This is a genomic window from Coleofasciculus chthonoplastes PCC 7420, assembly GCF_000155555.1.
GTDB lineage: Bacteria > Cyanobacteriota > Cyanobacteriia > Cyanobacteriales > Coleofasciculaceae > Coleofasciculus > Coleofasciculus chthonoplastes_A.
On the sequence record NZ_DS989882.1, the window covers coordinates 1 to 17,666 of the forward strand.

General features: G+C 45.0%; 16 protein-coding genes and 1 pseudogene. 13 read left to right on the forward strand and 4 right to left on the reverse strand.

Annotated elements, in window-relative coordinates; all coding sequences use genetic code 11:
- The first annotated feature begins 132 nt into the window (after positions 1-132).
- Positions 133-1,257, forward strand: coding sequence for a tetratricopeptide repeat protein (locus tag MC7420_RS33770; protein WP_006106405.1), 1,125 nt, complete (start codon positions 133-135; stop codon positions 1,255-1,257).
- Positions 1,258-1,693: 436 nt separating this feature from the next.
- Positions 1,694-2,761, forward strand: coding sequence for a tetratricopeptide repeat protein (locus MC7420_RS33775; RefSeq protein ID WP_006106417.1), 1,068 nt, complete (start codon positions 1,694-1,696; stop codon positions 2,759-2,761).
- A gap of 217 nt (positions 2,762-2,978) precedes the next feature.
- Here MC7420_RS33775 and MC7420_RS33780 read toward each other — a convergent pair whose 3' ends face one another.
- Positions 2,979-3,203: a hypothetical protein gene (locus MC7420_RS33780; RefSeq protein ID WP_006106436.1), complete on the reverse strand. Its 225-nt coding sequence runs from the start codon at positions 3,201-3,203 to the stop codon at positions 2,979-2,981.
- 332 nt (positions 3,204-3,535) lie between these two features.
- On the opposite strand from MC7420_RS33780, the gene MC7420_RS33785 reads away from it, so the two are divergent.
- The 4 genes from MC7420_RS33785 to MC7420_RS36025 are packed head-to-tail and all read left to right on the forward strand — an operon-like array spanning position 3,536 to position 8,298.
- Positions 3,536-4,186 carry a sigma-70 family RNA polymerase sigma factor gene (locus MC7420_RS33785; protein ID WP_006106422.1) on the forward strand — a complete coding sequence of 217 codons (651 nt, stop codon included), beginning with the start codon at positions 3,536-3,538 and terminating at the stop codon, positions 4,184-4,186.
- Between the two features lie 47 nt (positions 4,187-4,233).
- The gene (locus MC7420_RS33790; protein WP_232231848.1) at positions 4,234-5,148 is read left to right on the forward strand and encodes a DUF1822 family protein; all 915 of its coding nucleotides are present in this window, start codon (positions 4,234-4,236) and stop codon (positions 5,146-5,148) included.
- A gap of 38 nt (positions 5,149-5,186) precedes the next feature.
- Complete coding sequence (locus MC7420_RS33795) at positions 5,187-7,526, forward strand: CHASE2 domain-containing protein (protein ID WP_006106406.1); 2,340 nt, start codon at positions 5,187-5,189, stop codon at positions 7,524-7,526.
- 4 nt (positions 7,527-7,530) lie between these two features.
- Positions 7,531-8,298 (forward strand): DUF928 domain-containing protein, encoded by a 768-nt coding sequence (locus MC7420_RS36025; RefSeq protein WP_198016629.1) that lies wholly within the window; start codon positions 7,531-7,533, stop codon positions 8,296-8,298.
- Positions 8,299-8,367: 69 nt separating this feature from the next.
- Here the strand turns inward: MC7420_RS36025 and MC7420_RS33805 are convergent, their stop codons facing one another.
- Both MC7420_RS33805 and eno read right to left on the reverse strand, forming a co-directional pair.
- Positions 8,368-9,351, reverse strand: a complete 984-nt coding sequence (locus tag MC7420_RS33805) for a hypothetical protein (protein WP_044211263.1) — start codon at positions 9,349-9,351, stop codon at positions 8,368-8,370.
- A gap of 267 nt (positions 9,352-9,618) precedes the next feature.
- The gene (gene eno, locus MC7420_RS33810) at positions 9,619-10,917 is read right to left on the reverse strand and encodes a phosphopyruvate hydratase (protein WP_006106434.1); all 1,299 of its coding nucleotides are present in this window, start codon (positions 10,915-10,917) and stop codon (positions 9,619-9,621) included.
- 160 nt (positions 10,918-11,077) lie between these two features.
- On the opposite strand from eno, the gene MC7420_RS33815 reads away from it, so the two are divergent.
- The 3 genes and pseudogenes from MC7420_RS33815 (at position 11,078) to MC7420_RS43140 (ending at position 12,552) form a co-directional block, all read left to right on the forward strand.
- A complete protein-coding gene (locus tag MC7420_RS33815) occupies positions 11,078-11,716 on the forward strand; it encodes a glutathione S-transferase family protein (RefSeq protein WP_044211265.1) in 639 nt (212 codons plus the stop codon).
- A 193-nt stretch (positions 11,717-11,909) separates the two neighbouring features.
- On the forward strand, positions 11,910-12,242 hold the full coding sequence (locus MC7420_RS33820; RefSeq protein WP_044211267.1) for a nucleotidyltransferase family protein: 333 nt from the start codon (positions 11,910-11,912) through the stop codon (positions 12,240-12,242).
- A pseudogene (locus MC7420_RS43140) lies at positions 12,214-12,552 on the forward strand (HepT-like ribonuclease domain-containing protein). The gene MC7420_RS33820 and the pseudogene MC7420_RS43140 overlap by 29 nt, the downstream one beginning before the upstream one ends.
- Before the next feature lie 12 nt (positions 12,553-12,564).
- Here the strand turns inward: MC7420_RS43140 and MC7420_RS33830 are convergent.
- On the reverse strand, positions 12,565-15,429 hold the full coding sequence (locus MC7420_RS33830; RefSeq protein ID WP_006106428.1) for a transcriptional regulator: 2,865 nt from the start codon (positions 15,427-15,429) through the stop codon (positions 12,565-12,567).
- Between the two features lie 319 nt (positions 15,430-15,748).
- On the opposite strand from MC7420_RS33830, the gene MC7420_RS40980 reads away from it, so the two are divergent.
- Genes MC7420_RS40980 through MC7420_RS33840 form a run of 4 tightly spaced genes read left to right on the forward strand, consistent with a single transcriptional unit; the run spans position 15,749 to position 17,516 of the window.
- Complete coding sequence (locus tag MC7420_RS40980; protein ID WP_006106430.1) at positions 15,749-15,937, forward strand: hypothetical protein; 189 nt, start codon at positions 15,749-15,751, stop codon at positions 15,935-15,937.
- Between the two features lie 28 nt (positions 15,938-15,965).
- Positions 15,966-16,190 (forward strand): DUF433 domain-containing protein, encoded by a 225-nt coding sequence (locus MC7420_RS33835; protein ID WP_006106397.1) that lies wholly within the window; start codon positions 15,966-15,968, stop codon positions 16,188-16,190.
- On the forward strand, positions 16,187-16,366 hold the full coding sequence (locus MC7420_RS37615; protein ID WP_071777291.1) for a DUF5615 family PIN-like protein: 180 nt from the start codon (positions 16,187-16,189) through the stop codon (positions 16,364-16,366). Before MC7420_RS33835 ends, MC7420_RS37615 begins: the two co-directional genes overlap by 4 nt.
- A 46-nt stretch (positions 16,367-16,412) precedes the next feature.
- Positions 16,413-17,516 carry a type I restriction endonuclease gene (locus tag MC7420_RS33840; RefSeq protein ID WP_006106413.1) on the forward strand — a complete coding sequence of 368 codons (1,104 nt, stop codon included), beginning with the start codon at positions 16,413-16,415 and terminating at the stop codon, positions 17,514-17,516.
- Positions 17,517-17,666 lie beyond the last annotated feature (150 nt).

Genomic DNA, 17,666 nt, shown 5'->3' on the forward strand with positions numbered 1-17,666 from the left:
CGTCAGTTCTGTATCCTATCTGATGCGTCGGGGCGACTAAGAACCTACGCGATACCGCGAAATGGTTAGCTTAGGACGATCTCCACCGTTAGCTTTTATTGTGTCCACCTACTTATCACCCAGGTTACTTCTATGACTGATCCCAAAGCGGTTAAATTCATCATTCAACAAGGAATGCGCTGTTTGCAGGGGGGAGACTTTGACGCCGCCGTCGCTCTTTTCCAAGATGCGGTAAAGCTTACCCCTGAAAATGGGGAGGCTTGGACAGGGCTAGGACTCGCCCTAGGACATCTACAGCGCTATGAAGAGGCGATCGCGAGTTTTGACCAAGCGGGGGTGTTAAATCCCCAGGATGCGAGTATATGGCTGAATCGAGGCATAGTTTTGTCAGACTGGGGAAAGCATGAAGCCGCGATCGCGAGTTTTGATCAAGTGATCGAACGAGAACCTACTCATCCCGAAGCCTGGAACTCTCGCGGGACGTCCCTGATGATTCTGGGACGCAACAAAGAAGCCCTCGCCAGTTTCGATCAAGCGATCGCCTGTAATCCTAATTATGATAAAGCCTGGAGTAATCGCGGTAACGTCTTAACCAATCTCGGACGCCACAAAGCCGCCCTCAAGAGTTTTGACAAAGCCCTGCACATTAGTCCTAATCACCCGGAAATCTGGTACAACCAAGGCTGTCTGTTGATGCAACTCCAGAAACGAGACGATGCGATCGCGTCTTTTAACAAAGCCCTAGAACTCAAGCCGGATCATATCGGCAGTTGGATTAATAAAGGGATCGTCATTTCAGAAATGGGTCGTGAAAAAGAGGCACTACTCTACTACGAGAAAGCGTTAGAATTCGACCCCAACGAAACTCATTGCTGGAATAATCGAGGACTTACTATGCGGCGATTGGGACGTTTACAAGATGCTGTCGCTAGCTATGATCGGGCGTTAGAATGTATGCCTGAAAATTATGAAGCGTGGGACAATCGCGGCTATGCTTTAGTCAAGATGGGACGCTATCGGGAAGCGATGGCAAGTTTTGACAAGGCTTTAGAAGTGAATCCTGATCATGTGAATGCGGTTTATAACAAGGGGTATTGTTATGCTGCCCAGGGTAAGGTGACGTTAGCGGTGAATTATATTGAACAGGCGATTAAGGTGAATCCACAGAAATATCTGCCCGTGGCGAAAACTGACCCGGATTTGGAACGGTTGCGGAAAAATAAGCGATTTCAGAAGATGATTGGAGGTGGTAAGTAAGCCGGGAACTCAAGTTCCGGCTTAAAGCTAAAACCCGTTTCAACGGGTTTTAATTAAACGGTATGAAGAAGCACTTAAAACAAGCCATTAATCTAAATCCTAAAAAATAACAATATCAAGCCGAATTGGATCAAGAGAATGAGCTGAATGACAATCTTTAGCATGTGTATGCCGCTTTTGTCAAGTTATTAACTGATCCGGATTTAAGGGAGTTGGGGAAGAATAAGCAAATAAAGGCGTTGATTAAACAAGTGAGGAGACAACCCTAAGCCGTGAACGATCGCGGTTCTGATTGCTAACCCTAAACCCTAAACCCCACATTCTTTACTGACTCCTTTATGTATTGCACTCAATCGAGAATCGTCAAGAACGTTCCCCCTCAACGCTACAACCTGTAAACCCAGGTTAAAAGCCTCTCATAGCAGAAAATATGTCGATGAGTACTCTCCTTCTAGAAAACCCTCAAGCCGCAAACGTTAGCTACAACCGTCCCTTGGAAGTCACAACCCATGAAGCTTGGTATAACTTGGGTATTATACTAATCCAGTCTGGACAGTTTGAAGAAGCGATCGCGACAGTTGACCAAGTTTTAGAACGTGAACCCGACTTATATCAACTGTGGTATAACCGGGGAATTGCGCTGGATAAGGCGGGACGCCATGAAGAGGCGATCGCCAGCTATGACAAGGCTGTAAAATTGCAACCAGACTTTTATCCGGCTTGGTATAATCGGGGCAATGCATTGGTGAATTTAAAACAATATGAAGCGGCAAAACTTAGCTATGATCAGGCTCTAAATCTTAAACCGAACCTGCATCAAGCTTGGTACAACCGAGGTAATGTTCTGTTTAGCTTACAACGCTTTCTCGAAGCCATCACCAGCTATCAAGACGCCCTAAAAATTAAGCCAGATAAATACGAAGCTTGGTACAATCAAGGACATGCTTGGGTACACTTAAAACAGTTCCAAGAAGCCATCGCTAGCTATGATGAAGCCCTAAAAATTAAACCCGATGCTCACGAAGCTTGGAATAACCGAGGAGGGGCGCTGTATCGCCTTGACCGTTTTCCAGAAGCCGTAGCGAGTTATAATGAAGCCCTGAAACTTAAGTATCAACAACCCAGTTCTTGGTATTATCGGGGCAATGCCCTTGTGAATTTAAGATACTTTCAAGATGCTGTAGCGAGTTACGACGAAGCCCTGAAAATTAAGCCCGACAAATATGAGGCTTGGTATAATCGAGGGTATGCGCTTTTGCAATTGGGAGACTACCCAGGAGCCTTGGCTAGTTTCGACAAAACCATAGAGTTTAAATCCGACAATGCTAATGCTTTTTACAACAAAGCTTGCTGTTATGCTTTGCAGGGCAATGTTGACCTAGCTATCGAAAATCTGCAAAAAACCCTCAATCTGAATCCTGATCAATATCGAGAGTTAGCCACAAATGACTCTGATTTGGCTAGTATTCGCCATGATCAGCGGTTTCATAAATTAATCTATTGATAAGTAGTCGGACAAAAGAAAACGGTACTGTATTAAGTTTTGTAAATCGCCCTCAAACCCTTACTGTTCCCTAATCTCAACCGTTAACTTTAATTGTGTCCACCTACTTAAGCTGTTCGGCATTTAAACCTTAATATCAATAATGGCGCAATCCTTGTAGTGCGTTTAGCGAAGCCATGCCGCAGGCTTTGCATCTTGCTCGCTACTAATACCCAATTTAAATGCATGACAGCTTATCATCCCTGAGAATCAAGAGGTTGTCTAAAAAAGGGCGAGACTCTTGTTGCACCTGACCCTCCATGACAGCATTTTGCAAATTCATGAACGCTTGGAGGTCTTGTGAGTCGTATTTGCTTCTAAGTAGCTGTCGCAGTTGGTCTTCGGCTTCTCTGGTGAGATAGCGTGTCTTTAGTGCCTGTTGAACAATCTCACGAATCAACATGATTCTAGTCCCCAGCTTACCCTTTCATTAGGTTCTCAAGTTCAGCAGGTGAGTTTTATGCAAAAGTCGGATATTTGTTACAAATCTTTACATAAGTCATTGGTCATTGGTCATTGGTCATTTGTCCTTGGCTACCCCATCTTCCTCATCTCCCAGCTCCCCCAGCTACCCCGGCTTCGCACCTCCATACCGCCGCTTTTGTTAAACTTTTGTAAAGATTTGTTCTACCTTGCATAAAATCGCCCCTGAGTTCGTGAGACCTCTATGAACAGAGTTAAGGCGGTGTATCAACGCAATCCCATGTAACTGATGTACCAACCCTACCGCTATCGATGAATGTCATAGACCAACAGTTAAAGCAACTGGCACAAGAAGCACAGCAGCATCCTCCCCGTAGTAAACAACGACAGCAAGCTTTAGCCAAGCTATTGGGTGCCATTCAGCAGTCAGGTAAACTGACTCGTCCCTATCCCGGACAATTCCATGGATTTTATGAGGATATTTATGATGAAGCCAAGCAACGCCTATTTTGTTATATTTGCGAAAGGATTGACGACTATAATCCCAGTTTTGAAGTTTTACAATGGGTGAACTTTCTGCTCAAGCAGCGATTTTTCATGGAAGCCAGTCGTTCTATGATGCCAACCGTGCATAAAGGAATCGATGCTAAACGAGTCAAGCGTTTAACCTTGGATGACTTAGAGAAAAACAATCCAGCCGAAGTTAATCCGCAGTTGACGCCTTCTCTGTCCCAAGAAATTATTCATTATCTAGAAACTGACCCCGAAGGACTCTTTAATCAAACCTATACGTCAAATCAACCTGCCGCCAACTTCCAATTTTTAGCTTTGAAACTTTTATCCGGTTATTCCTGGAAAGAAATTTCTGAAGAACTAGGCATTAAGATTTCAACCTTAAGCAGTTTCTACCAACGTTGCTTAACTAAATTTAGTCCCAAGTTAAGAGAATACTTATCATCATAATCCCTGAGGCACAGAATACAATGTTCCACACCCCGAATGAACCCCTAATGCTGACCGTACCCCTAACGTTAGAAGCCCATCAAATCGCTCAACAGTTTCACCAAAAGCATTGCCCCAAAAAGGCAAAACAAGTTTACCTAAATACGTTAGCCGTTTATGCGGTCAAGACCTCTCTACAATGCTTAGAAATTCCGACAAACTGGCAGGCGAGTGATAGTTGGAATCCAATTATGCAAACCCTGACTAATACAGCCGACTTATTGATTAAAGATCTGGGCAAATTAGAATGCCGTCCCGTCTTACCCAATGCCGCTAGCTGTCATATCCCCGCAGAAGTGTGGTCTGACCGGATTGGTTATGTAGCCGTTGAATTGAATCAAGCCTTAACTGAAGCCAAATTACTGGGATTTTTACCCAGCGTTAAAGCCGAGGAAGTTCCCCTAACTCAACTTATATCACTGGAACATTTATTAGACCATCTTAACCCATCTAAACAACCAATACAACTTGGTCAATGGCTACAAAATATTTTTGATGCTGGTTGGCAGACTGTCGAAACATTATTCGATTCCTCGCCAACAGAACTCGCTTTTAATTTTAGAACGTATACGCAAATAGCCACCCACTTATCCGAACCATCCGATCTGAAAATTACACGCGGTAAGCGGCTGACATTAGGACGACGATATGATGATGAACAAGTCATATTAGTCATGAATTTGACACCAACCTCCGTATCAGAACTCGATATTTCGGTTGAAATATATCCAACGAACGGTCAAACCTATCTGCCTAAAAATTTGCGACTGATGATTCTCGATGACACGGGGGAAACCGTGATGCAAGCTGAAGCCAGAAGCACTAAGCAAATTCAATTACAGTTTAGTGGAGAACCCGGAGAATGCTTCAAAGTTAGGGTAGCGTTAGCTGATATCAGCATGACGGAAACCTTTATCATTTAAACAATGAACGATGAACAATGAACGATGAACAATGAACAATGAACAATGAACACTATCCCAAAAAATTAGTAATTTTGAAACTCGATGGTGATTTTCAAAGCCATGGATTTCGGGTCACATTAGCCATTGGTTGGGATGGCGCACCCCCAGATATTGAACTCAAAGGAGTATTAGACGCAGCGCCTGAATTTGCCGATCGCATCCAGTCTCATTGGCACCATAAGTATCGGTGCATTAGCGCCCCCTATCGAATTAAACCGAAAAAAATTATCTATGATGGTTCAGTAAGCCAGCGCCTGAGAGACTGTCAAGACTCCGCCACTGAATTAGGCGATCGCTTGCGAACCTGGTTAGACGGGGAAGGGTTTCGCCCCCTGGATCGGCGGTTACGTGAATCCCTCAGTCGTCAGGATACGATTCGCTTCTTAGTCAGCACCACTGATCCGCACCTGCAAAAACTTCCTTGGCATTTGTGGGATTTTTTTGACCATTATCCGAAAGCGGAACTCGCCTTAACTGATCCTCAGTTTGAACGTCCGTCCCAATTCACCTCAAATCAGCGCACGCCTAAGGTAAAAATTTTAGCCATTCTCGGTCATAGCCAGGGAATTGATATTGAAAGCGATCGCCAGTTACTTGAAAGTTTACCCCATACCGATATTAAATTTTTAGTCGAAAAAAGCCGCCGAGAGATTAATGACCAACTTTGGGAAAAACAGTGGGACATCATTTTTTTTGCCGGACATAGTGAAACCGAAGGGGAAACCGGGCGGATTTATATTAATCAAACCGATAGCTTAACCATTGATGAACTCTGGTATGCGTTAAGAAAAGCAGTAGAACGAGGGTTAAAACTAGCTATTTTTAACTCCTGCGATGGCTTAGGATTAGCCCGACAACTGGATGATATCCAGATACCGCAAATGATTGTCATGCGGGAGTTAGTTCCCGATCGCGTGGCGCAAGAGTTCTTAAAGTATTTTCTCACTGCCTTTGCTCAAGGTCAACCCTTCTATTTAGCCGTCAGAGACGCCAGAGAACGATTACAGGGATTAGAGAGTCAATTCCCTTGTGCTAGTTGGTTACCCGTAATTGTCCAGAATCCCACCCAAGTTCCACCCAGTTGGAACGACTGGATTAGCGACACTACCGCCAAACCCGTTAAGCGGAGACGGCGAGGTTGGCAATTGGTACTGGGTGCGAGTGTCATGGTTACCAGTTTAGTCATGGGAGTGCGATCGCTAGGCTGGTTACAATCCACTGAACAGCAAGCCTTTGATCAACTCTTGGAAATGCGTCCCACGCCATCCCTTGATCCTCGGTTATTGATGGTTGAAGTTACGGCTGGGGATATCAAACAGTTAGGCGGTGAATATCCGCTACACGATCGCACCCTGCTAAAACTATTACAAAAACTAGAAACCTATCAACCCCGCGCCATCGGCTTAGATATCTTTCGCGATCGCCCAGAGGGGGAAGGGCGGGATGAATTGGTACAATATCTGCAAACGAGCGATCGCGTGATTCCCATCTGTGTTATCCCCTCTCCCCACATTCCGGAAGGGGTTGCGTCTCCCCCTGGACTTCCCAAGGAACGCTTAGGATTTGCTGATATTGTTGTTGATCCAGATGGGATTGTTCGGCGTCATCTCATCGCCATGAAACCGCCAGCCGTATCCTCTTGTTCCACCTTCTATTCCCTGAGTTTTCAATTAGCCCTACACTATCTGCAAGCCGAGGGAATCTCACCTGAATTTATTTCAGAAGATCGCTGGCAATTGGGTTCAGTTACATTAACAAATTTAAATGCAAACCCCGGATTTTACCAGCGTGGTGTCGGATTGGAAGGGTTTCAAGTCTTACTCAATTACCGTTCTCCAGAATTTGCCAAAACGATGGTAGAACGAGTAACCTTGAGTGATATTTGGGCAAATCGCGTGAATTCTGATTTTTTGCAGGATAAAATTATTTTAATTGGCATAACTGATCCCACAATTAAAGATGAATTCCAAACGCCGGGTAATCATGAAATGCGGGGGCTATTCCTGCATAGTCAGATGGTCAGTCAGATTATTAGTGCGGCTGTGGGAGAACGCCCCTTGCTGGCGTTTTTCCCTTTATGGGGGGATCTCGTCTGTGTTGGGATTGGGTCAGTTATTGGAGGTGCGATCGCATGGCACTATCGAGAGTCCCTGTTACGCCTGGGATTAGCAGTGGGAGTCTCTATGATAACGATTAATGGTATTGGCTGGTTTATTTTCATTCAAACTGGGAGTATATTACCCATGGTTCCAGTAATGCTAGCTGTAGTTGCCACAAGTGTAAGTCTTGGGGCTTACCAGGTATTTAGAACTTCGCGATCCGATGAAACCCCTTAAACCTATGATTGCACGCAAACTTGCTTTAATCCTGGCTATAACCGTTCTTGAATTGACAATTCATCGACCATTTGTTCAAGCACATCCGATTCAAAAATTAGCAAGTCTTAAACAAGATCCACCCGTTCGGGATAGACCGAATGATGATCGCAAACCTGCCGGAACTCGTGGACCTTGTGAACAGACTGAACAACCATTTACACCGTTATTACCCATTACCAACTCTGACTACAAGTTTTCTGGCTTTACCTTAAAAGCTTACCCCACATTTTGGTTTTATATTCCCTATCCGAGTAACACAATTAATCGAGGATCATTCGTTATCAAAGATTCACAGAATGAGACTCGAAACTATCAGGTTAGTTTCCAGCTTCCAGAAACACCAGGTTTTGTCAAAATTAGCTTGCCGATTACTGCCATTCCCCTAGAATTGAATAAACAATATCGTTGGCAGTTCACCCTATATTGTACATCCAATGATCCGACGGATTTATCTCAAAGCATTTGGCATAACGGCTCAATTGAACGCCTTGATCCTCAGCGTTTAGAACCTCAGACAGCAACAGCGTTGGTAATGGATCAGATGAAGTTTTATCAAGATAATCGTCTTTGGTACGATATCTCAGCCGATTTAGTCCAAATCTATGACTTTCCTCTAGCTTGGCGTTATTTATTAAGAACGATAGATTTAGAGGAACTCAAAAAAGAACCGATCGCAGGTTCCGTACAGCCTATTGGTGATTCTAATGAAATCTTAGGAAACCGGGAATAGGGAATCTGGGGGAGTCATGTAGAGACGCGCCATGGCACGTCTAGAAACAAGGACAGCTTGTGCTATCCGTTAGCGAACAATACAAACACCCCCGACTTGTACGGTACAAGCTTCTGGTTTTTTAACAGGTTCTAAACTCTGAGTACTGGCGTTGTAAGTATATTCACCCGCCGGAAAAACTCGGTTAGGATCGGCACAATAGCGATAGCTTTGTCCACCTTCGGGATAGGAGATAACGACTAAAGAACTGGTTGCTGGAGGACAGGTATCGAGTACATTTAATCCATACTCGTCTTCCAATTTTTCTTGGCGAGGATCGGTTGTTTGATTGGCGGCGGTTTGAGTTCCCGGGTGTCCCGGCTTTAAGGTTTCCGTACTCATGTCGTAGGTATATTGTCCCGCTTCTAGAAAACGGTTAGGATTGGCACAATAGGTATAGGTTTGATCCGATTCCGGAAACGACACAACCACTAACGAACCCGTCGCCGCTGGACAGTTTTCCAAGACTCTCAATCCAAAGTCATCTCGTAATAATTGTTTTCGTTTATCTGGGGTTTGATTTGAAGCGGAGGGTTGATTTGAGGGATTATTAACGATAACTCCAGGTGTAATTCCGGAAAGGGAAACCGTATATCTGCCTCTGGTATTATTGTCACCTAAGACGAGGAGTTTATATTCGCCACTGATGGGGACTTGATAAACTAACAGATTGGTTTTGTCATTGTAGACGACTTGGTTCCCGGTTTGTGAAGAACTCAGAACTAAAATAGGTGAAAGAGTGCTGCCCTCTTCTGGTTTAACATTGATGCGAACGGTATCCCCTTGTTGGGCATTAAACCGATATTCTTCACCCCCAGCAGTTTCCAGGGGCGCATTAGGGATTAAGTCGTTACGATAGCGGAAGGTGGGAGAGTTGGTTTGGATAAACCCCCTAACGCTGTCATTATTGTCTAGCATCGTGGCGGCGGTGGCGGTATGGGTAAGAATGGATAAGATGAATCCGCTGATAGCGAATGGGGTAGCGATTCGATTAATAACGGTTGGGGTAAACATGAACGCTGAAAATGCTCAACTTTAGGTACGGAAAGATTCTATCAAAGAAAGAGACCTATTTAAAATCGTAGGGTGGGTTAGGCGAGAATTAAATTTAGGTGATAACCCTTTAATGAACAATCCAACCTAACCCACCGATACTCAGGTCGAAACTCTTTTCAAATAAACTACACCTCTTGAAAACGTTGGGGTCAACGGCATAATTGAATAAAGGGCGCACGTCGGTGCGCCCCTACAGCAATTGAATTGGGCTATCGGAAAGTTTGATTATTTGGCAATTTTGGGTCCCATCCCAATTTTACCGGCATAGATGGCGCGATCGCCGAGTTCGTCTTCTATCCGGAGTAGGCGGTTGTATTTGGCAACTCGTTCACTGCGACAGAGGGAACCCGTTTTGATTTGACCCGCACGAGTGGCGACGGCTAAATCCGCGATCGTGGTATCTTCGGTTTCGCCAGAACGGTGAGAGATAACCGAACGGAATCCACTGCGGGTGGCGAGTTCAATGGTTTCTAAGGTTTCGGTTAATGACCCGATTTGATTGAGCTTAATTAGGATCGAATTCCCAGCGGCTAAATCAATCCCTTTTTGCAAGCGAGTGGGGTTGGTGACAAATAAATCATCGCCAACTAATTGGATGCGAGATCCAAGTTTTTCCGTCAGCAATTTCCAATTATCCCAATCGTCTTCATGTAAGCCATCTTCAATGGAAACAATCGGATATTGACTGACTAATTGATCCAAATAATCAACGAGTTCACTAGGGGAATGAGATGAGCCTTCATAGAGATACTGCCCGTCTTTGTAAAATTCGCTGGCGGCGACATCCATGGCTAACGCCACCTGTTCCCCTGGTTTATACCCAGCTTTTTCAATCGCGGCAATTAGAAATTCTAATGCGGCTTTATTGGACTCTAAGTTTGGCGCATAGCCTCCTTCATCACCTACACCGGATAGCAGCTTTTTCTCTTTCAAGACTTGAGACAGGGCGGCGAATACTTCAGCCCCCCAACGCAGTGCGTCTTGAAAGGTATCAGCACCCACGGGGACAATCATAAACTCCTGAAAGTCTACATTATTATCCGCATGGGCACCACCGTTAATCACATTCATTAACGGAACCGGGAGAAGATTGGCAAGGGGTCCACCTAGATAGCGATAGAGGGGAAGTTGCAATTCATTCGCGGCGGCTTTGGCATTGGCGAGAGACACTGCCAGGATAGCATTGGCACCCAGTTCATTTTTATTTTGGGTTCCATCCCGATAAATCATCGTCTGGTCAACGGTTGCTTGGTCTAGGGCGTCCATGTCCAGGAGTTCGGGGGTGATTTTCTCTTTGATGTTACGGACTGCCTTGAGGACGCCTTTCCCGTTATAGCGATGAGAATCACCATCTCGCAGTTCGTGGGCTTCAAAGGAGCCGGTAGAGGCACCACTAGGAACTTGTGCCAAGCCCAGGGCACCACTGGCGAGGCGAACTTCGGCTTCCACGGTGGGACGTCCCCGCGAGTCCAGGATTTCTCTGGCGTCAATGGCTTCAATCGGAGATTCGGGTTTATCTAACATACTGTTTCCTCTAAGTTGCAATGACTCCAGGGTTCAGGATACGTCTGAAGTCGTGGACAAACAAGCGAACTTAAGGATGTTTTCGATCCCCAGCGCTCATATCCGGATTTATGATAGGGTATGCGATCGCTCTGTAGGGATTAAAAATTAAGGGGGTCTGATGAAACTCTATTACTTTCCGAAAACACGCGCCATGCGTCCTCGGTGGTGTTTAGAAGAAATGGGTATTCCCTACGAGTTAATGCGAGTAGATATCACTCAAACGGACAAACAAGAGTATCAAAAGTTACATCCCCACGGCAAAGTTCCAGTTCTAGTGGATGAAGATATAACCATTTTTGAGTCGGCGGCGATTTGTGCTTATCTGACTGACAAATACTCAGACAAAGGATTAATTCCAGCTCCAGGAACATCAGCACGAGCGTATTATTATCAGTGGCTTTTTTATGCGATGGTGACATTAGAGCCACCTGTGGAGCATTATATATTTCAGGTGCTACCGGATTTGCCGGAAAGGATATCGCCACTGAAAAAACGTTCAGAACTCTCAATGGATGACACTTTAGCATGGTTTACCCAAGTCTCTGAACCGTTAACAGCCGCGCTTGAGGGTCAAGATTTTCTGGTCGAAAATCAATTCACGACAGCGGATATTTTGACTGGAGGCGTTCTGATGTGGGCACTTCAATTAGGAATGCTGGATAATCATAAAATCCTCAAAGCTTATGCTGAAACACTCAGGGAAAGAGAAGCTTTTGGGCGAGCTAATCAAGATTTCTATGCTAAGGTAGAAGACTAACATTTTTACTTAGCCCTTCAGCCCTTCGTTAGGAAACTCTTAACAAGGTAAGGTAGAGTTTTGAGTAAATTACAACGGGAGCATGTCACCTTCGTAGGTTGGGTTGAGGAACGAAACCCAACTCTCAGTTAGCCTGTTGGGTTTCGCCATCGCTCTACCCAACCTACGAGAACTACAGGATTAAGATAAAGTTATGAACGTTAAAAATATTGAGCTGCCAATGGAGCAGATTAAAGCATTTTGCGATCGCTGGCAAGTTACAGAATTTTCTTTATTCGGTTCTGTCTTGCGGGACGACTTTCGCCCCGATAGTGATATTGACGTGATGGTGCAATTTCATCCAGAGGCTCATCCTACGTTCTTCAGTTTGGAGCAAATGGAAGCGGAGTTAAAGACGATTTTTAATCGAGACGTTGATTTAATTACTCGTCAGGGGATTACATCAAGTCGTAACTATTTACGTCGTCAAGAAATTCTTTCGTCGGCTCAGGTAATTTATGAAACGAGATCTGCAATTTTTACTTGACATGCTACAATCCGCAGAACTCATTATAGACTACATCGCTCAATGATCAAAAGATGAGTTCCTCGAAACCATACAGCTTCAAGATGCAGTCATCAGGCGATTGTTAGTAATTGCTGAAGCAGCCAGACGAATTTCAGAAACGACACGCCAAACCCTGTCCACTATTCCATGGCAAGAAATTAACGGAATGCGAAATCGGTTAGTTCATGAATATGATGATGTTAACCTCAATATCGTTTGGGATGTTGTTCAAAATGAGATACCGATTCTAATTGAGGAGTTACGATTAAGAGTGCCAAGAGAAGAATAAACCCAATTCGTCTTACCTAAACTTGGGCGGAAGTTCGGCGGGAGGTGGAGAATCTGCACCTGGAGGAAGAGGAGGTGAACCGCCAGGTGGTAGGGGTAGCGGTGTTGGTTCTGTTCCCGATGGTGTAGTCCTCGGTGAGGGTGAGGGTGACGGTGACGGTGAGGGGGGTGTCTGCATTTGCGAAGCCGAAGCGTCTCCGGGTGGAGGTGGAGGATCAAACGTGGGTAATCCATTCGCTGTGTCTCCTGGCGGAGATAAGGGAGTCATTTCCACAGGTTCTGGAGGCGGCGGTTGGATGGTTTCAATGGTGACTGAACGGCTTTTTTGTTCTCCGGCTTCATTGGTAACTTGTAATGTAATCGTTTCCGTGCTTGGTTCTGGACTCAGGGGATAAGGTACTGTTCCTTCCCGTGGTACAGTACCGGGTGCAGGCAGAAGTTCAACTTTCAACTCTCTACCCCCCTCAACTTTCCAGGATAAGGGTACAGGTATTGATTCATCTTCAGAAATTTGCACCACAAATTTAGGGCGAGTTAGGGTTTCTATCCCGTTAACGGTAAACTCAACAATATCAAAGGGAACAGGTTGGGCTTCAATTTTAATCGGATCAGTTTTTTGAGTGGGTAATTCTTCGGGTTCTCCTTGTTGGGGAACCACGGTTAATTCAAAAATATAGGTTCCAGGTTGACGAACACCTGTGGCAAGATTCATACAAACTAATGCCTCATTTTGTATTTCACAGGACTCTTGTAAGGGTTGAGGAATCCCTTGGCTAAAATCAATGGATTGCATGGGAAAGGTGACAATTCCTTCAGGATTGCGACCTACCAGTTTTAAGAGTCTGATTTGTTCGGGATGACTAATTGTCCAATTCAGTAAAATACCTAGGTTTTCCGGTTGCGGTTGCGCTTCAGGTGAGTTATTCTGATTAGCCGTTGGACTAGCTTCTTGGTCTGCTGCTTCCGGGTTGGGCTGAATGACTTCTTGATAGACGGGTTGAGTTGAGGCAAATTCTTCAATCTCAGGAATTGGGAACGGTGTAATTTTGACTGTATTCGTTTGGAGTTCCTCTAATTCTCCCCTCTTTTTGCCTTGGGGAATTACAGTCAGTTCAAACACATAATCCCCCGGTTCGCGAGCATCAGTTGGCACGTTCTGGCAATTGAGAATCTCATCGGCTGTGCAGAAACGCTCTAACTCGTTGGGAATCCCCTGGCTAAAATTGTAGGCAATTGGACCACTGGTAACTACCCCATCTGGCGATACGCCTTGTATTTTTATAGTTTGGATGCGTTTGGGGTTGGTAATTTCCCAATTCAGGCGAACATTTTCCTGATCAGCCGCCGAGTAATTTTTGCCTGCTGGCGCAAATTCGACTATTTCCGGGCGGGGTTTGGGTCTAAAAAAGAGAAACCACAGCAGGAATATTAATGCCCCAATCAGTCCGACTATACCTAAAATAACTAATAAAAATTGCCACCACGGACGCCCTTCCCAAATTAAAGTACCTTGGAAGCGATTGTTAAGTAAGGGAAACTGTTGTAGGTCTTCAATTTCAATAACAAAGTTTAAAACTCGTCCATAGAAGGGTCTACGCCACCATTTCTGGCTGGGTTGCACCTCTAAATTCGCGATCGCATACCCACCGGGGGCGAGGCGAACTTGGGTGGGTATCAGGGTATAGGTGCAAAGATCATCACCATCGGCACTTTTGGCGATGAGGGCAATGTCGCGGGTAATATTACCGCCGTTATACAGTTGTAACTCGAAAACACCGGACTGATGGCTGACTTTACCGACTAGGGTGACTAACTCGACAGTTAACAGGTAAATCGGCATTACCTGGAGGTAAATCGCATCCAGTAACACCAAGTCGGGATTATTCAGGGAATAAAGACGCACCGTGGGGGAATAGATTGTCGCCCAGGTATCTACAGGTGGGGTGATAATGAGCTGGATTAGACCCTTTTCACCCGGATTCAACTCTAAGCCATCCATCACCCGCACCACTCCGGTGTCGGTATAGCCTTCGGGATAAATCACCCTATACCAAATTGGGGCTAAATCCGGACAGGTTAAGCGAAATTGATCCACACGATCCGATCGGTTGTGAACTAGAACCTGAACCTCTAAAGGTTCTCCCGGTTGCACCACAGCCGGAACAGCCGAACTTGTGATCGGGAGTAGAGAGAAGGTGGGATCATTAACCCGGATGGCTTCTTGGACAAAAGGCAAGACTTGCAGCCGTGCTTGATGCTGGATTGGCGTGTCTTCCGGGTAATGCTGCTGGGCATCAACCATCAGCAGATAATTATAGGTACCCGGTGTCGCATCCAGTGGTATCGGAATCTGGAACACCACCTCACTACTTTGCCCTTGCCCTAACGCCAGACGTTCATAGGGAGAAATACACCACTGGTGCAGGAATTGGGAGGTTTCATCGATATAAATCTCGATTAAGGCACTTTGATTTCCCTCATTGGTAATGGTGACGCATAACTCAAACGTCGAACCCGGTGTAATGGGCGCATCCCCAGAGGGATTCACAATCATGGACAGGGGTTTTCCGGGAGTCAGCGCTTGCTGAATCATCTCGGAAAACGGGCTACCTTGTCGTCTCATTTCACTGCGATAGTAACGGGGAATGCCTTCCACTTCCATTTCTCGGACAAAACCCTCTTGAACTAACTCATCGAGTTCTATAGCGATCGCCTGTTCATTTTCGTTGATGTGATCGGCGATTTCGGGTAGGGTATGCCCTTCCTCGCGACGGATAAACAGAACAATCTGCCGTTGACGTTCCGGAAGTGCCAAGATATCAGCAATATTTATGGTTTTACCACCATTCGCCGAAGGATTGGATGGATTGCTATTCATAGTTTCCCTTTCCCCTCTGGGTTTGACCTCTCCTCCTGCTGACTTCCAAGGGCTAAACTGATTATTTACACGTTCAGCATGGGTGGAGCGACAACTGTATTAATGTTTACAGCGTTCACTCTGACAATTAAACCGCAAGCGAGACTCAATGTCAGCTATTGTCATCTATCCTAGGTAATTAGCCCTCAACTAAAGTTGGGGCTAAAAGCTTAAACCCGTTAAAACGGGTTCAAAGAGCTACTCATCGATTCTTACTTGAGCTTTAGGCGATATTCTGTTTAAGGAGCGTGCCATTCATTCTAAGTAGTAGACACCAAGCGTGTCAGAAGCTCCCGACAGCGCTGACTACAAACTACGCGATCGCAGGTTGTCCTTAACCGATGAACAGGAAATCGCTATCCGATTACCTAGACCTGAACGGCTGTCGGATAGGGGGTTTTACGGATATGGGGAGGGAGTGCGATACGTGCTTCGCACAGGCTTCGCGATCGCGACCTTGGCAAGCTAAAGTTAGTTGTGGATACTCAAGATAACTGATGAATTACCAAGAAATCATCACCTTAGAACCCGGAAAGCGTGGCGGTAAGCCCTGCATTAGAGGGATGCGAATCACGGTCTATGATATTTTAGAATACCTCGCATCCGACATGAGCCAAGAGGAAATTCTAGAAGACTTTCCCTATCTGACTAAAACAGACATCCTCGCTTGTCTTTGGTTTGCCGCTCAACGCGAACGTCTTACCGTTACCGTTCAACCGTGAAACTCCTCCTGTTTGATCAAAACCTTTCCCCTCGCCTAGTGACTCGACTAACCGATTTGTATCCCAACTCAGTGCATGTTGATACATTAGGCTTAGGAACATCTTCAGACCGGGATGTTTGGGAATATGCTCGGCTCAACGCCTTCATTATTGTTACCAAAGATTGCCGATTTTAGTGAGTTAAGCCATACTGGGTAAAGAACCTCACCACACTACGGCGGTATGGACTTTATCGACCAAATTAAATCTATCTCTCAGCAAATCTTAAAGCTAAGAGAGCAAATTCAGACAGAAGAAGCTACCAAAAGCGCTTTCGTTATGCCTTTCATTAATGCTTTAGGGTATAACGTTTTTAACCCAATGGAGGTTTGCCCTGAATTCACGGCTGACGTACCTGGACTAAAAGGGGAAAAGGTAGATTATGCAATCATCATGGATGAAAAGCCCATCATCTTGATTGAATGTAAATGGTGTGGAGGGAGTCTAGAGAACCCTAAGCATAACTCACAGTTGCACAGATACTTTCATACAACAGAGGCAAAGTTTAGCGTTTTGACCAATGGGATTATCTATCGGTTTTACACCGATACAGAGAAACCCAACATCATGGATGAAAAATCATTTTTTGAGTTCAACATGTTGGACTTCCACGAATCCAATATTAATGAACTCAAGCGTTTTTCCAAATCAAGCTTTAATTCGGGTGAATTGGAAGATGTTGCCAGGAATCTTCTCTATACTAAAGAAATTAAGCGTATCATGACAGAGCAACTGGCTGACCCATCTCCTGAATTCGTTAAGTTTTTTGCCAGTCAAGTCTATTCTGGGAGGCTGGCTGCATCGGTTATGGAAAGGTTCACAGATATAACCAGACGGTCACTAAAAGAATTTATTAACGAGCGCATTACAGAAAGGCTAGCGGCTGCTATTAACACACCAGAAACCTCTACACCATCAACTGAAGGGCAAGAGGTTGAATCTGAATCCTCTTCAGACGAAGGAATAGTGACCACAGAAGAAGAGTTGGAAGCTTTTCATATCGTCAAAGCGATTCTACGTGAAGTTGTAGATATTGGACGTATTGAGTACAAAGACACCAAAAGCTATTTTGGTGTTAATCTAGATGGCAAGGCAACAAAAACTATTTGCCGACTGCGGCTTTTTCCTACAAAAAAATCTATTGCCATTATTGATTCTGAAGGGAAAGAAGCCAAGAAAGTCCTCTCAAGCTTGAATGAAATTTATGGGGTTGCAGGAATATTAAAAGACAGAGCTAGATATCTAGCCCAAGATGAGACAACACAACCTGAAGTTGTTGAACAGTAACTCATGATCTGCTTTGGATAAGTCTAAACAAAAAGATCTAGATATCGAATCCGATGTAATCCATCTGTACAGCGATCGCGACTTTACTCAAAAATTGAAACGCTTTCGGATAGGGGGTTTTACGGATATGGGGAGGGAGTGCGATCGCTC

What these genes read in the sequence shown, in the direction of transcription:
- MC7420_RS33775 (WP_006106417.1), top strand. Translation starts at nt 1,694, where the DNA reads ATGAGTACTCTCCTTCTAGAAAACCCTCAAGCCGCAAACGTTAGCTAC.
- MC7420_RS33815 (WP_044211265.1), top strand. Translation starts at nt 11,078, where the DNA reads ATGAAACTCTATTACTTTCCGAAAACACGCGCCATGCGTCCTCGGTGG.
- MC7420_RS33805 (WP_044211263.1), bottom strand. Translation starts at nt 9,351, where the DNA reads ATGTTTACCCCAACCGTTATTAATCGAATCGCTACCCCATTCGCTATC.
- MC7420_RS36025 (WP_198016629.1), top strand. Translation starts at nt 7,531, where the DNA reads ATGATTGCACGCAAACTTGCTTTAATCCTGGCTATAACCGTTCTTGAA.
- MC7420_RS33830 (WP_006106428.1), bottom strand. Translation starts at nt 15,429, where the DNA reads ATGAATAGCAATCCATCCAATCCTTCGGCGAATGGTGGTAAAACCATA.
- eno (WP_006106434.1), bottom strand. Translation starts at nt 10,917, where the DNA reads ATGTTAGATAAACCCGAATCTCCGATTGAAGCCATTGACGCCAGAGAA.
- MC7420_RS33770 (WP_006106405.1), top strand. Translation starts at nt 133, where the DNA reads ATGACTGATCCCAAAGCGGTTAAATTCATCATTCAACAAGGAATGCGC.
- MC7420_RS33795 (WP_006106406.1), top strand. Translation starts at nt 5,187, where the DNA reads ATGAACAATGAACACTATCCCAAAAAATTAGTAATTTTGAAACTCGAT.
- MC7420_RS33840 (WP_006106413.1), top strand. Translation starts at nt 16,413, where the DNA reads ATGGACTTTATCGACCAAATTAAATCTATCTCTCAGCAAATCTTAAAG.
- MC7420_RS33820 (WP_044211267.1), top strand. Translation starts at nt 11,910, where the DNA reads ATGAACGTTAAAAATATTGAGCTGCCAATGGAGCAGATTAAAGCATTT.
- MC7420_RS33790 (WP_232231848.1), top strand. Translation starts at nt 4,234, where the DNA reads ATGCTGACCGTACCCCTAACGTTAGAAGCCCATCAAATCGCTCAACAG.
- MC7420_RS33780 (WP_006106436.1), bottom strand. Translation starts at nt 3,203, where the DNA reads ATGTTGATTCGTGAGATTGTTCAACAGGCACTAAAGACACGCTATCTC.
- MC7420_RS33835 (WP_006106397.1), top strand. Translation starts at nt 15,966, where the DNA reads ATGAATTACCAAGAAATCATCACCTTAGAACCCGGAAAGCGTGGCGGT.
- MC7420_RS33785 (WP_006106422.1), top strand. Translation starts at nt 3,536, where the DNA reads ATGAATGTCATAGACCAACAGTTAAAGCAACTGGCACAAGAAGCACAG.